We start from the raw sequence: 15,041 nt of genomic DNA, 5'->3' as shown, positions 1-15,041 counted from the left end.
AAACGAATTGTGTGTATTAAATAGTTTTTGTAATACAGCTATGGCCAGAAGAACAAATTAGTTAATCAAAAAATCCATTTTTAAGAATTGCTAACGCCTTTTGTTCTTTTTCTATTCTTATATATTTATAAAATTCCCGTTCTGTTTTGCGTTCTGAGATTAACATAATATCTTGAATAGATTTCCCAGCTGCATAATGATTTGTGCAAAAGCTTCTGCGGGCGGTATGTGTTTTTACCAAATGATATTTTGGAATTTCTTTCTTAACCAATTTTCCTGCCTTTGTATATGAAACATTAATTAAATCTTTAAACCCTGCACTGCTACAAGCCGTTTTAATATTTTCCCTTAAAATAGGTTCGCTTAATTTGGGAGGAAAGCTGTTGTTATAACGTTTCATTATCTTTTTTATGGAAGAGGTGTTAGGAATATGAATTATTGTATCAGTTTTTTTTTGACGTACCTTAATAAATTTGTGACCGTCTAGAACATCAATGTTTTTATTGGTTAATCCGTTTTAATCACTAACTCTTTGGCCAGTATAACAACCTATAAAGAATATGTCTCGGGCTAGTTCTATTCGAGGCCTGTTACTAAAGTCTTTGTTAGAAAGTTTCAGAATTTCTTCTTCAGTTAAATATATTTCAGTAGTAACCTCTTTAAGTACTTTAAAGCTTCTGTTTTTAAATATAGTACTAGTACTGATTCCATTAATAAGAGCATCATTTAAAAAGATTTTTAAGTTTTTAATATGCTTACCAATACTATTAAAACTATAGTTTTCATTTTCTAAAAGAGTAACAAACTTACGATAGAAGGATAGGTTAATTTCATCAAATCTTAGGATTGTGTTGTGGGAATCTTGATATTTTTCAAGCATTTTTATTGTTTGATTACAAGATCTAAAGGTTGTTATTTTTATTCGACTTTTTTTAGATTCAATTAGATTTTTGGCATAGTTTATTACCTTTTGGTTTTCTCGTTTTGTGTTTTCATCGTCACAGCCATTTATTTTATTATTAATAATCGTTGAAAGTTTATCAATGTCTATTGAATCATTGTCTTTTATTATAGTTGATAAACAATCTTCAGCAAAGGTTTGAAGGCCATTTATAAAGGCATTGACTTTATAGGCATTTGTAAGCATTCCTTTTCCTGTTTTAATGCGTTGTTTACTAAAATCCCACGGACTTAAGGAACATTTATATCCGATACTTTTTTTAAACCTTTTACCTTTAGAGGCAAAATGCATCATAATTAAACTTTCTTTTTTCGGTGTTACTTCTAAACTTTTAAGCTAAATCTAAATACCCCGTGTGTGCTTTTAACTGTTGACATCACAATTTAATTTGTTGTTTCTTTAATTCTTTGTAAAGCGAATTATGTACCAATCAAGGGTGTACGATAGGGTGTTTTTGGTTTAAATAATTCTGAAATACATTGAGCGTTATTTAATGACAAGCAGAAGATTTTAACTTAAAGTGCTGATATATTAGCAATTGTCATTAAATATGTTTCAAAATGGAACAATATTGTAGTATAGGTGGGACCACAGGAGAATAAGTTATAAGAATTGTAAACTAAGTGTTTGCAAGGGTATTTTCTTTTAAGGGGACGAATGAGGGACAAATAAAAAATAAATCATTTAAATTGTATGTTTGGTTTGAAATAACTTTAGAATGGCGAAAAAGAAATAAAAATTTCGTGAATTAAAACTATAATTGAATACATTGAAATTTGTTCCGTATAAGGATTACGAAACTCAATATAGCACAACAAGCATCTTAAAAGCTGTTTTTCCATTATTTAAGAGCAGAAAGAAAAAAAGGAAATGGTTTACTAATAGATAGACACGAAAAGCAAGACAAGGCTGAACCAAGAGAGCTTTATATGGTTTCCCATAGAGTGTTACCTAAAGAAAGGCGAATACGTTGTTCTATGGCTTTATTGAGAAAAAACACTACCCTTAGAGTAGTGCTTTCATGTTTTTGTAATACAAAAGTTAATTAGTGTCTTAACCGTAGTGTAATCTGTTATAGCTCATAAGTTAAAATATTTAGATTAGGGTCTACTTTTTTATACAGGGCTTCAACCATTTATCCCTGATCTTACATGTAAAATTTCTTCAGATTATATCAATTTCATCATTTAACTAACCATTTGTTGTTTTGCATAGTCATACTGCATTGCCTGAGTTTAATTCTTGCATAATACTGTCAACTAAAAGATCTGCGAGTAACTTTTTTCCAGAGGCCTTTTTAGGTTTAAGTTGTAATATACAAAAAATAATTAAAAGTAAGAATAGGACTACAATTCAATGGAGCAGACAACAATGTTGTTTTAGTTTTATAAGCCAGATTATAAATATTATCCACATACAAATTCCTTAAACCTTTATTTATAAATATAATCTGCTTATCGCCCATCGCCTAGCTCCACCATTCCCTGACTTTTTTCAACAGTATAGACATAAAAAAACTTATACTAGCACCTATGGCCGCTGTAATCGCTGTTTCCCATAGTGCTTCTAAACCATATAAAGGCAGTACGCTAAAAAGCGTACCGCCAATAATACCATATCGGGTGTTTATATCAAATTGCATGCTCCCATATACTTCTCACAGGAGGAGTGTTCAGATATTCCGAATCCTCGTTGTCCTTGTCAACAGTAAGCTGACTAACAGAAGTCAATACACCGCCTGCTACAGTCATATAACCTGCAATGGTTAAAATATAAGTGGGTATTGCCACAGGAGAAGCAACAATGGTTCCCCCAACTGTTGCTAATACCAGTCCTATAGTTCTTAAGACTTTAAAAAACTTTGGTGTGGGCGCCTTTGCCCTGGCTATAATAGTTTTCATATAAATAATATTTTTAATTAAACATTTTTATTACCTCATAAATAAACAGAGGGATTAATAGTTCTTCTAGAATTAGTAATTTTAAATTGAGCGTCATTGATAAAAGGAAGAAGGAGGATGTCGAAAAGATCATATTTTGTCAATCCTTCCCGAGACTTTTGGATTTTCAGGTTCTCAAAGTGGATTGTAAACCATAGTGATGAGATTCTGAAAGATCCTGTCTGTCCACAGGAATTAATTCAGGATGCCCCTTTTTTAAAAATATTTAGGCAATCCTAATGAGAGCTTTTCAACATTCACCCCTTCTGGGACTCATGAATCACCGGTTTTTCACAGTGGTTATTAGCAAGACTACTGCCGACTCTTCACAAGACCCCACTCCTTGATTACTCCAGCCATCAATTACCCTTCAATGATTAGTTTCACTCTTTTTCCTTCCTTTTTGGCTTGTAGAACTACAAAGAGTATTTGTTGAAACGCATTCTGCGAAAAAATGCCTGTGGTACTACTAGTCAACTTTTCAACAGGAGCAATACAACCTTCTAGTTCTTTAACATCATTTGCCGGGTGGAATAAGATATACGACCGGTCAGGCACACCTTCAACCAGTAAGTGCTCACCGAATTTCGTACTATATCGACTTTTTACTTTGTAAGTCCCTTCAGGAATACACGAGACACTCCTTTGATTATCTTTCCAGGGTAGCTCAAGTGTTTTACAACAATAATGTCCATCGATATAAAGATCACCGGTAGTACTCATTTTCAAGTATGATCGTCTAATGAAAATTTTCATCATACTTGATCTACCTGCACTAATGTTAGTGCGTTAAACGATCCGTTATTTAGAGGATAATTTACACCATTTACTATTTGGTAAAAATTCACCCCCAATACAGTGAATAGAGGTAGGTCGCTATTTGCTGTTAAGGTATGCCCAATGTCCATTGCAGCTTGCTCGGTACCATTCCACACTATATAGTCAGTAGAGTTTTGAGCCATCTCAAAGCTGTTGTTCTTAAAGTCAATAAGTGCACTGCCGCTAACAATCTTAAAATGTGTGGTTCCCGCCGGAGCCTTAACATGTACCATTGGTGTAAATGCCTCTACATTCATAGTGACGACCCCAGTTGTACGATCAAAGGCTTTGGAATAAGGAGCATAGAATGTCTGACTTAGAACGGCATCATTATTAAACTCGAATCCCTGTAATAAATTTAGAGAGCCATTAATAACGGTGCGTTCACCTCGCGGATTTATCAAATCAGTTTTTATAACAGCCATGATCTCTTTTAATAATCTACTGACCACGCGAGAGTCAGAAGCATTTAGGATAAGTATACGTAATGAATCACGTAATAATTTCCCTGTTTTACCAGCTCTCCCAAATTCAGATCCATTTTCTCTGGTACGTCTAAATCTCGGATCATTTTCAATCCGACTCTTATCAATTTCTCCTTTTTCACGAGCCATGTGACCGTCTTGAGTCTTGTAGAACGAAATATCACCAAGCGTTCCTCGAAGCTTGATAATCCCTTTTTGTTTAGCCATAATTTTAATTTTTTGTTATACAATACGTGTATTTAAGGCATACACTCTCAGCCTGTAGGTGATTCTGATCAATTAATCACCACAAGTCTTCCTTCAATTAATACTGCAGTGTTTCTGGAAGAGTATACTTTAGTAAGTCTTTTAATTGTGCTTTAAAGCGCTAAATAATATGATGTAATCAGTCTATAACTGATTTCTGTAAAAGCAGTTATACGGAATGGTTAATACCTAAGTTAAATGAGAGATATTAGAATTTTGTCATCAAAGTTTTATACAAGAATCCGTCTGCTAATGGATGCCAAAACTAATATTAGTGTATTCTTCATAATCAACGATATTCATATCATTGTATCCCGTTCATACCTCAAACCTCGAACAAAAAAATCAATTAAAAAAATGCTAAGACCTCTATTGGTAGCCTTTGTCCGTAATTGTCCTTTAATGTTCAAAAGTGTCCATATGTAGTATTAATCTAATTATTTAGTAAGAATATACATTTGTATTATTAAATTAAATAACATATATTGTTATTGTTTTTGTAATACAATGAAGCCACATAATGTCTTCTAAAGATGTGGTATTAGAAGCTTTAATAAAAAATTTCCAGAATGTTTGAAGTGCTTTAAGCCTGGTTCCAGTATGGATAAAGAATACCAAAGGCATACCAAAGGCTAGGATAGAGTATGAAATTTAAATTGTTGGTTATTGCCGTATTTGTCATGTAGTGTCCTAATGCTATTGAAAATGACCGAATTTGGTAAAAGTCATTTAATTAAGATTTCACACTCATGGTGCTGAGAACAAACATTTGAACTAACCTTACTAATCCCAAATAATAATGAAATTAAAACATAGATTAAACCGTGCATGTATTTATACCAAAGATATCCAGCGAATAACAGGTAAAGGCGAAAGGCAATCACGTCGTCTATTAAAACAAATCAGGATATACTATAATAAAAGCAGGCATCAGCTTGTAAGTATAGGTGAATTCTGTGAGTATACAGGGCTGAAATTTGATGAAGTCCTTCCCCATATCATAGGATAAGTAGTTAATAGAAAAGAGTCTTAGGGATATAGAAGTCACTTATTTTAAGATAATGAAACAGACTAAACAATGAATCCATAGATTCCGCAACAAGTGCGGAATGACAAAGAGGTTCCTAAGACAATTTCCCCCTTTAGGGGTGCAGGGGTAAGAAATTGTTGCACCCCATTCAGTTCGCGATAAAGGTCTGCCAAAAACATCAATAAAGATAAACGGTCATTTTTAAAGCCAATTAAATTGTTTTTAAACGAGCCCTAACTACCTTACCTTTGGCAATACTATTAAAAGAAAGTTCTACATGCGCATTCACAACGCCTACCAAAACAATCTTAAAAATATATCCCTAACCATCCCGGAAAACCAATTAATTGTGGTTACCGGACTTTCCGGTTCTGGGAAGTCTTCCCTGGCCATGGGAGTGATCGGGAATGAAAGCTATCGGTATTTTTTAGAGAGTTTGCCGGCGTACAATCAACAAAATGCAGCTGCAATACCCACAGCTTCCGTCGATCATATAGCGGAGCTTCCACCGGTGATCAAGGTAGAACAATCAAGGCGTTTTCAGTCCATCAACGCTACCTTTGGCACCCTATCCGAACTGACGCCCATATTTCGGATTTTGTTTGCGCGGTATGCTGCAGAAGAAAGCATGAGTCAACTTCCTCCTGGTAAGTCCAAGAGCCACCCATCGGAAAATCCAAACAAAAGCATTTTAACCCAGGCGTCAGAGCCTTATAAATCTCACTTTGTGAGCAAGTCCTTGTTTTCCTTCAATCACCCGAAAGGGGCTTGTGAGGAATGTCGCGGCATTGGGGAGGCCGAATATATTGACACCAATAAATTGGTGGGGGATGAAACCAAAACGTTACGTGAAGGCGCTATTGTAACCACCTTGCCCAACGGCTATATCGTGTATTCACAGGTAACGGTGGAGGAGCTGAATAAGGTTTGTGAAGCACATAGATTTAATGTGGACATTCCGTGGAAAGACCTAACCCCCGAACAACAAGAGGTGATATGGAATGGTAGTGAGCGGGTACAGGTGTACTACGGAAAGCACAGCCTGGAATCGCGTTTGCGCTGGGAAGGATTTAAAGCGAAACCACGCGAGATTGGTTATTACAAGGGGGTATTGCCAATAATGAGCAATATTCTTCGGACCGATAGAAACCCAAGCATTCTACGGTTTACCAGCGCTAAACTTTGCCCAAGTTGCCAGGGCGCACGGATCAAGGCTGAACATCTGAAATATCGATGGAAAGGATTAAACTTTCAGGAGTGGATGGAGTTGCCATTACAGCAATTGTATGATACCTTGAAAGCAGGGAAATACCAGGCAGGTGAACAGGTATTGGTAGACAAACTATGCACCCCATTATACGATTTGATTCGGTTGGGAATGGATCATTACCGTTTGAGCACACCGAGTATGGATATTTCCAGTGGCGATGGACAACGGATCAAACTCATAAAACAGGTAAATAGCAGTTTACAAGGCATCTTATATGTTTTTGATGAACCTTCTATCGGATTGTCGCCAACCTATCAACAGCACTTATATAGCATTTTAAGACGTCTGATCAGCCGGGGAAATACCGTTATGGTCGTAGAGCACGATTTAAATTTGATTCAAAAAGCGGATTGGATCGTAGAATTAGGTCCGAAAGCCGGGATTCATGGCGGAGAAGTCATCTTTAACGGAAAGCGAACGGACTTTCTACAGGCAGAAGGGATAGAGAGCCCAACCCTAGCTGAATTTCGTGCCCCTTCCCAATGTTTGAATAGCCAGCGGCAAGAGCTTTCAGCAGCAGACTTTTATCCAAAAGCCAGGAACTTGGCTGTAGTAAGTAAAAAAACAGCTGCTGTATTAGATAACATTAATGCCTATAGTGAAGAAAAAGCACTGCAATTACTCACAGTAACCGATCAACCCATAGGGAAAACACCGCGAAGCAATCCGGCGACATATACAGGCATGGCCGATAAGATTCGGGATCTGCTAGCAAAAACGGAGGAGGCCAAAACCTTGCAACTAAAGAAGAGTGCCTTTTCTTTTAATAATAAAGCGGGACGATGTCCGCGGTGTGAAGGAGCAGGAGTTATTACCCTTTCCATGAGTGTGATGGGAACCATCAACCAGACTTGCCCCGAGTGTAACGGGAAACGCTTTAAATCCGAAGTACTTCAAGTACACTGGAACCATAAAAACATTGCCGAAATTTATCAACTCAGCATTGCAGAAGCCTATGATTACTTTCAGCAAGAAAAGAAATTATCTGAAACCCTGAAGCTGATGATACGCTTAGGCCTGGGATATATCAAACTCGGGCAACCCTCTAACACCCTAAGTGGAGGCGAAGCACAGCGGATTAAACTAACCAAGTATTTTGCGAAACCTAATAAACAAACCATCCTATTGCTGGAAGAACCCAGCATCGGACTACACCAGCAGAATGTAGTACAACTGCTAAAGGCCCTGCATCAGTTGAAACACGAAACTTCCGGGATTGTATGTTTTGAGAATCATGCTTTGTTTCAGTCCGACTGTGATGTGTGGGTAGATAATACGGAACCTATTTCTACAGTAAGCGAACCTATTCCCGAACCATCAGCCACCGATACCATCCGTATCAAAGGAGCACGAACCCATGCGCTGAAAGACATTGATATTACATTCCCGAAACAACAACTCACGGTGGTGACGGGTATTTCAGGATCGGGAAAATCTTCGTTGGTGATCGATACCCTGCACGGATACGGATTACAGGAAATGAGCAAACAATTTTCAAGCTATCAACAAAACAGAGTAGGCGTTGATTATCAGTTTGAGGTAGATCATATCACCGGACTAACCCCTAGCATTTGCATCACCCGAAAAGATCAGCAGTTTTCTGAGCGTTCGGATGTAGCCAGGCAAACGGATATTGATAAAAGTTTACGATTTGCCTTTTCCCGAAAAGCACAATACGAAGGCAAGGAATGGTCGGCCAGTCATTTTTCGAATGCTCACGAATTGGGGAAATGTGGTGTTTGTGATGGCGTGGGACAAGAATTACTCCCTGATCGCTCCAAAATAGTATTAGATTCAGCCCTGAGCATTGCCGACGGACTCTTCGAGCATAATAAAGCATTGTATTACTACGGACAGGCAGGTGGACAATACATGGCGGTTCTAGCTGAAATAGGGAAGGCGTATGGTTTTAGTTTGCAAACGCCTTTTAAGGAGTTGACACCCGAACAACGGACGATTATTTTTCATGGAATTCCGGAGAAAACCTGGGAAGCTACGTGGACTTTCAAAACCAAATCACGAGCGGGAACCCAACACGTGAAGATGGTGTGGAAAGGCTTGTTTACCTATTTAATGGACGAGTACTTTCTGACCCGTAAGAATAAAAACATTCAACATCTGCGTGCTTTGTTAGCTCCGCAGGTTTGTAGTAATTGCCAGGGCAGCGGATTGCAACCTGAGCGATTAGCGGTAACCATCGACGGTAATTCTATGCGAGATTTGAAGACCATGAGCCTACAGACATTTGAAGAATGGTTAGTGAAGACGCAACCAATAGAAACCATTGACGCTGAACTGTTAGCAAAACTAAAAGCGCATTTACAACATACCTTAGAACGAGCGCGTCAATTGCACATAGACCATCTACACCTCAACCGAAAGTCGAGTACTTTGAGTGGCGGTGAACAACAACGGGTTTCACTCATCAAGCAATTGAATAGTCCGCTGCAAGGAGTAACTTATTTACTGGATGAACCCTCAGCAGGTTTATCGCAAAACAATATACCGGATCTGATTGCACTGTTAAAAGCCCTGGTAGCCAAAGGCAATACGGTTATTGTGATTGAGCATCATAAAGACATTATATTGGCGGCCGATCAGATAGTGCAGATAGGGCCGAAAGCAGGAAGCATGGGTGGAGCAATTACGTTTCAGGGAAGTGCAGCAGCTTACCAGTCTTCAGAAGTATGTCATCCGTATGTGAAAACAGAAAGTAGGGCGATAAACTTTCAGCAAGGGAAAGAACATATTCATATCGAAGGGGTAGAACGTCACAGTCTGAAAAAAGCTCAACTAGATATTCCTGTAGGAGGTATTACGGCCATAACCGGAAAGTCAGGTATTGGGAAGACTACCTTGGTAAAAGAAGTGGTGATGCCAAGTTTACAGCAGCATCAACCCGTATATTGCAACCGTATTGATTTTCCGAAGCCATACCAGGGGGTACATTATTTCGAACCAAAGAAACTACAAGCCTACAACAGTACCTTATTAGTAGCGTATTTAGATATCTTAAAAGTGATCACTAAGGTTTTCGCAAAGGAAACAGGAGGTAAGGCCAAAGACTTTTCATATAAAACCAAAACGAGTCAGTGTTCTCATTGCCAGGGAAGCGGTGTGGTAACCACAAGTTTGGATGTAGCGGCCATGCATATAGAAACGTGTGATGTCTGTGAAGGGAAACGCTATCAGGAAGCTATTTTAGCATATACCATCGAAGGAAAAGATATTGCAGCAGTATTAGGGATGAATATTACAGAATTACTGGATTGGATAGCCCCTTTTGCAGGTACGACCAAGGCCGTAAAACAATTACAGGCACTCAGTCAAATAGGACTTTCTCATGTACAATTGGACCAAACGGTAAAATCACTGTCCTCCGGAGAAAAGCAAAGGCTGTTATTGCTCAATTGGTTGGAAAACAAAACCAAAGATCAACTATTAATATTAGATGAGCCAAGCATCGGATTGCATTATGCCGATATAGATTTGTTGTACGGAGTATTGCAACAACTAAGTGAGAACAATGATCTTTTAGTGATAGACCATAACCCTTATTTACTGGAAAAGATAGGCGTTGGAGTAGTGTTGGAGTAATGTTATATGGAAAATGGATTCCGCAACAAGTGCGGAATGACATTTAGATCATAGGGGTACAGGGGGAAAGAAATTGTTTTCGGCAACGTCATTGCCATAACCATTCGTTTATAATATTATATTCCTTGTTCATTTTGCCTTGATGCAAAACGAACCAAAAAATCAAGAAGGTTTATAGGAAATTTTTGCTATTGCAAAACCGCTGTTGTCTCTAGCGTTACATGCTTTGTTAGCTATCGCTAACGCACTTCCACTTGAGCCACAGCTATTTCATGAAAACCTTCATATATATCCGATTAGAAATTTTGATAGAAGAGTACTCCCGTCGGCAGTATATATGAATTTAATCCGTTAAAAATGGTCGAAGCCTTGGAGACCATTTAGGATTGAATTCATGGTTTTGCGATAGCAAAAATACCTCTCGACGGGCACCCTTTCTTTTGATTCGTTTTCTTTAGGTGAATAAAGAAAATGAATAAACAATGAACATGTTATTGACATTCAGTTCGACAATTCCCAATCAGGAAAAAAATAGGTCCAATTTCGGATCAATAGATTCCGTAATAAATACGGAATGACAAAAGTAAAAAAAACAATTTCTCCCCTTTAGGGGTGCAGTGGGAAAGAAATTGTTTTCGGCAACGTCATTACGAGCCTTGCGATAGCAAGGCGTGACAATCTTTTCAATAGTACTTACCAACCCTACTCACCTCTGATTTTCCTTAAAACCTCTTTCCAGTTATAGTTTTCTTTATTGGCATTGTTCCATTGCTCAACATCCGAGAGCATGGTATCGATTTTATTTTTATCAATCCACTTCCCGTTGACAAAAACGCCCGAGATTTCCTTTGTGTTGCTAATGTTATCCAATGGGTTTTTATCCAGTAATATCAGATCAGCAAACTTCCCTGCTTCAACAGTTCCTATTTTATCGTCAATTTCTAACCATTCCGCTGCCAATCGTGTCGCAGAAGCCAGAACCTCTTCATTCGTTAAACCGGCTTCTTTTAAAAGTTTTAATTCATCGTGAAGAGAAAACCCCCAAACAATTCCGGAAGTTCCTGCATCAGTTCCGGCTACCATGGGAACTCCTTCTTTTTTAAAAGCCTTAACGATCTTAATATGAAAATCAACGAGTTTATCGAAATAAGCAATACGATTAGCACTAGAGCCTTCATTATATTGATTAGAGACAATCCACTTACTTTGCATAAGAGGATGAACATATTTGAAGCTTTCAAGATTCCGAACGCTATCCAGTGAGCGAGCCTGTTTAGCTATATAAACAAGATTGGACAAGTTAGGTATTAACCAGGTGCCATTCTTTTTACTCATTTTGGCAAACCTTTCAGCTTCTTCATCAGTGAACTGATCAGCTTGTTTTGAAAACTCTTCTGCATGAGCAACCAGACCGAAATGCGGTACAAAAGCTTCTTCCGTTTGGCCCTCAAATGCACTTGGGATATGCCCAACAACTTTCATGTTTTGCTTTTCCGCCTCATCTATGATCGCTTTATAAGTTTCTTTGTTCAGTTGCGAATATACTTTTATGAACTCATACCCTTCACCTTTGGCCAGTCTAACAGTTTGCCTTCCATCGGAAGGGGTGGTAGCAGTCATATTTGCATTGCCACCATCTATTAACCCGGCTAAAGCGATTCTTGGACCTATAACATCACCTCTTAATATTTCGTTTCGCTGACCAATATGCTCAGCTCTTGCGCTAAGTTCAAATACCGTAGTAACACCATTGGCTACATAAAGCGTAAAAAGATTTTGGGTGTCAATATGAATCGCCGGACCTCTGGTAGGGTACGAGGTATAAGGACCATCGGCCAGGTTATGAACGTGCATATCAATGAGTCCGGGAATGAGCCATTTCCCTTTCCCGTCTATGATTTTAGCGTTATTGGGAATTGGTTTGTTGATTGATAAGATTTTCTGACCCTCAACTACAACGGTAGCATTTTCAATGACCTCATTGTTTGTAGTCATTGGAATGATGTTGACATTTTTTACGACATAAGTGTCATTTTCGGATTCTGCTTTGCTCTGAGCATTTAAACCTAAACTGATAAATGCAATTAGTGTTAATAGCTTTAAAGATTTCATTTCGATTTTTGATTGATGATGATTTTAATGATTAGACTATAAATTCTTTAATCGTTACAATAACCCGATTATGAAAACAAATAGAACCTCCTATAGCCCAGTGATTGTGTGACTTTTTGACAAAACTAAAACTATAAAAAGGATAGAAATTGTAAAAAAACGAACTACTCCCTAAAAGACAACACATAATTTTCCGGATTGAATTTACTCGGAGTTATCTTAGAGAACTGATAAAAATTATTAATAAAATGAGATTGGTCGTTGTATCCTGATTTGTAACCAACCGAGGTTAAGGAGTCATTCTTTTCGTTAAAAGCAATTTCATCTACGGAGCTTCTAAACTGAATTATTTTTGAAAATTGTTTAAGTGTTAAACCGGTTGCTTTTTTAAAACGAGATTGAATCCATCTTTCTGAATAGGGGTAGTCTTTTAAAATCCCGGAGATTTTGCAGTTTCCATGATGAGCGATAATCTTTCTGCAGATTAACTCAATGGTGTTTTGTTTGACATTGGACTTTTCAAATTCGGAAAAATAGTGTTCAGTTATCGCAATTATATCTTCTAAAATAGACGAGGCATTAAGGTTGACATCTTTACCAAACAATTTATCACTTTGGGAACTTTCTGAAATGGTATCAACAAAATTTTTAAAATCACTGTGTTGAAAATATGAAAAGTACCAAGGCTTTAGCTGTACTAAGATTAACTTGGAATTTCCTGAAAGAGTTAAGTTAATGTACTCGGTAAGTTGAGAACAAAGATAAATTCCTTGATTATAATGGAATTGTGTATCCTTTAAATAAACCTTAGCCCCTTTGCCAATTAAAAAAGCAAAATTGAAACAGCCATTAGGTAGAATTTTTAGATTTTGAATTTCAGTTTTTTGTTGGCTATTATCTAAAGCCCATATTTTATTAACAAATCGTGATTTGTGTTTTAATTGATGTTCGGAGTATATGCTCAAAATAGTTGACTGTAATTTTTCAGCACATAAATATAAAGGAAAATTCTGTCATTTTTCTAAAACCACCCTCGCAAAGTCATAATCTGTTGCATAAGGAAAAAGATCGCCCAAATGAATGAAAAAGGCGTACAGGCCGCACTCCACTGTATTCCGTTCGCGATGGCGTTTTGTTAGGATTAACCTTATAATAAAATCCGCCATAGGGTTTGGAAGTGGGGACCCATTCATTGAAGAATCCGTATAAATTAAGCGCTGTTTGAGTCTGTTTCAAGAAACAGACGAGTTCGGTTAATTTAGGATTTAAAATGAAAATGGGTCACTGAAAACCCAAGGCTAGCGTTTTTTGGTTCTTTTTTTATTCATGTAATAATTACTGTTTTATATGGTATTCATGAATGCAAAGCATTTGGCGATGCAATTGCGTAGCACATCATGAGCTCCTATATAAAACAATAGAAACCAGCGCGAATAAAAAAGAATAAAGACGAAACATGCTTTTGTCATTTAGTTGGATACTTCCTTATCAAAATAAAAGAATTAACTCTAGTTCAATAGATTCCGCAACAAGTGCGGAATGACATGAAGAATAAAAACCCTTTATCCCTTAATACAATAACAGTTTATATCTTCTTCAAGATTAAATCATAAAATAATCTTGTTAAGATTCATTTATTCTTCCTCTAAAACTACCTTCACAAAGTCATAATCTGTTGCATAAGGAAAAAGCTCACTCATTGTAGTGTAGTATGCTCCTATGAATTTGTTGGTATCAACTAAGTTTTGGGTATAAAGATTTAAGGTATCCCCATTGCACATAATTCGCATACGCTCACGATCCTGATCGGTAACAGGGTTGAATCGATTCGTGTTTTCAGTCAAAAATGAGCTGAGGTTCCACCGGACACTCGATTTAGAATGTTGGGTTTCGAGTGTCACTTTAGCCGGATTATCAGTATCCCTGATCTCCATGCTATAATGAAGTACACTATCTTTTTGGGTAATGGTAAGCCGCTCATATCGTTCTGAAGTACAAACCGACAAATCGGTTTCCACGATTAGGGTATCTAAATGCGTTAGTTTGGCATTCAGGTCATTATAATCAGTTTGTAAATTAAAATCAGAAGTGGGAGCACTTTTTTCTTGAGATGCTGGATCTGAAGAACAACTAACGAAAATAACGATTAGTATCGTTACAATGAGGTGGTGCAGTTTCATGATGGTGGTATTGTAAAAAAATAATATTTTTTATGCCACAAATACAATGCCATAATGAATGTTGGGTTTTTCAATTGTTTTCGGCAACGTCATTGCGAGTCTTGCGTTAGCAAGGCGTGGCAATCTCTTCAATAATAGTTACCAGCCTTCAAAAGATCTCCACACTCCACTGTATTCCATTCGCAATGACGGTTTGTTAGGATTAACCTTATAATAAAATCCGCCCTAGGCCGTGGCAGGCGAGGTTAAGATTCTTTAATTGGTTAATAATGTTGATAGGAGCGTACCCCCGTCGGCAGTATATTTGAATTGAATCCGTTAAAAATGGTCGAAGCCTTGGAGACCATTTAGGATAAAATTCATGGTTTTGCGATAGCAAAAATACCTCTCGACGGGCACCC

At 37.5% G+C, this 15,041-nt stretch carries 10 protein-coding genes; 1 reads left to right on the top strand and 9 read right to left on the bottom strand.

Annotated features, from left to right (window positions below; translation table 11 throughout):
• Positions 1–61: 61 nt before the first annotated feature.
• The 6 genes from P278_RS13690 to P278_RS13670 form a co-directional block, all read right to left on the bottom strand.
• Positions 62–400, bottom strand: coding sequence for a hypothetical protein (locus tag P278_RS13690; protein WP_038268106.1), 339 nt, complete (start codon positions 398–400; stop codon positions 62–64).
• A 117-nt stretch (positions 401–517) separates the two neighbouring features.
• Positions 518–1,255 carry a phage integrase SAM-like domain-containing protein gene (locus tag P278_RS13685; protein WP_055725827.1) on the bottom strand — a complete coding sequence of 246 codons (738 nt, stop codon included), beginning with the start codon at positions 1,253–1,255 and terminating at the stop codon, positions 518–520.
• A gap of 1,174 nt (positions 1,256–2,429) precedes the next feature.
• Positions 2,430–2,603, bottom strand: a complete 174-nt coding sequence (locus P278_RS16610; RefSeq protein WP_161808364.1) for a hypothetical protein — start codon at positions 2,601–2,603, stop codon at positions 2,430–2,432.
• Positions 2,593–2,862 (bottom strand): hypothetical protein, encoded by a 270-nt coding sequence (locus P278_RS13680; protein ID WP_051413580.1) that lies wholly within the window; start codon positions 2,860–2,862, stop codon positions 2,593–2,595. Before P278_RS13680 ends, P278_RS16610 begins: the two co-directional genes overlap by 11 nt.
• A 402-nt stretch (positions 2,863–3,264) precedes the next feature.
• Positions 3,265–3,657 (bottom strand): DUF5675 family protein, encoded by a 393-nt coding sequence (locus P278_RS13675; RefSeq protein WP_038268643.1) that lies wholly within the window; start codon positions 3,655–3,657, stop codon positions 3,265–3,267.
• Positions 3,657–4,412: a hypothetical protein gene (locus tag P278_RS13670; protein WP_038268102.1), complete on the bottom strand. Its 756-nt coding sequence runs from the start codon at positions 4,410–4,412 to the stop codon at positions 3,657–3,659. The genes P278_RS13675 and P278_RS13670 overlap by 1 nt, the downstream gene beginning before the upstream one ends.
• A gap of 1,346 nt (positions 4,413–5,758) precedes the next feature.
• Here P278_RS13670 and P278_RS13660 point away from each other — a divergent pair.
• On the top strand, positions 5,759–10,348 hold the full coding sequence (locus tag P278_RS13660) for an ATP-binding cassette domain-containing protein (protein ID WP_038268097.1): 4,590 nt from the start codon (positions 5,759–5,761) through the stop codon (positions 10,346–10,348).
• Between the two features lie 702 nt (positions 10,349–11,050).
• Here the strand turns inward: P278_RS13660 and P278_RS13655 are convergent.
• From P278_RS13655 to P278_RS13645, 3 genes are all read right to left on the bottom strand, one after another.
• The gene (locus P278_RS13655; RefSeq protein ID WP_038268094.1) at positions 11,051–12,460 is read right to left on the bottom strand and encodes an amidohydrolase family protein; all 1,410 of its coding nucleotides are present in this window, start codon (positions 12,458–12,460) and stop codon (positions 11,051–11,053) included.
• Between the two features lie 164 nt (positions 12,461–12,624).
• Positions 12,625–13,425 carry a helix-turn-helix domain-containing protein gene (locus tag P278_RS13650; RefSeq protein ID WP_038268092.1) on the bottom strand — a complete coding sequence of 267 codons (801 nt, stop codon included), beginning with the start codon at positions 13,423–13,425 and terminating at the stop codon, positions 12,625–12,627.
• Between the two features lie 669 nt (positions 13,426–14,094).
• Entirely contained in the window at positions 14,095–14,640 is a 546-nt protein-coding gene (locus P278_RS13645) for a hypothetical protein (RefSeq protein ID WP_038268090.1), read from the bottom strand.
• Between the last annotated feature and the right edge of the window lie 401 nt (positions 14,641–15,041).

This window comes from Zhouia amylolytica AD3 (assembly GCF_000511935.2).
Taxonomy (GTDB): domain Bacteria; phylum Bacteroidota; class Bacteroidia; order Flavobacteriales; family Flavobacteriaceae; genus Zhouia; species Zhouia amylolytica.
The sequence above is the reverse complement of the archived record's forward strand: the minus strand, read 5'-3'. Positions and strand labels throughout refer to the sequence as shown.

Bases quoted from the DNA above. Each gene is read 5' to 3' on its own strand.
- P278_RS13690 (WP_038268106.1), bottom strand. From the start codon at position 400: ATGAAACGTTATAACAACAGCTTTCCTCCCAAATTAAGCGAACCTATT.
- P278_RS13685 (WP_055725827.1), bottom strand. From the start codon at position 1,255: ATGATGCATTTTGCCTCTAAAGGTAAAAGGTTTAAAAAAAGTATCGGA.
- P278_RS16610 (WP_161808364.1), bottom strand. From the start codon at position 2,603: ATGCAATTTGATATAAACACCCGATATGGTATTATTGGCGGTACGCTT.
- P278_RS13680 (WP_051413580.1), bottom strand. From the start codon at position 2,862: ATGAAAACTATTATAGCCAGGGCAAAGGCGCCCACACCAAAGTTTTTT.
- P278_RS13675 (WP_038268643.1), bottom strand. From the start codon at position 3,657: ATGAAAATTTTCATTAGACGATCATACTTGAAAATGAGTACTACCGGT.
- P278_RS13670 (WP_038268102.1), bottom strand. From the start codon at position 4,412: ATGGCTAAACAAAAAGGGATTATCAAGCTTCGAGGAACGCTTGGTGAT.
- P278_RS13660 (WP_038268097.1), top strand. From the start codon at position 5,759: ATGCGCATTCACAACGCCTACCAAAACAATCTTAAAAATATATCCCTA.
- P278_RS13655 (WP_038268094.1), bottom strand. From the start codon at position 12,460: ATGAAATCTTTAAAGCTATTAACACTAATTGCATTTATCAGTTTAGGT.
- P278_RS13645 (WP_038268090.1), bottom strand. From the start codon at position 14,640: ATGAAACTGCACCACCTCATTGTAACGATACTAATCGTTATTTTCGTT.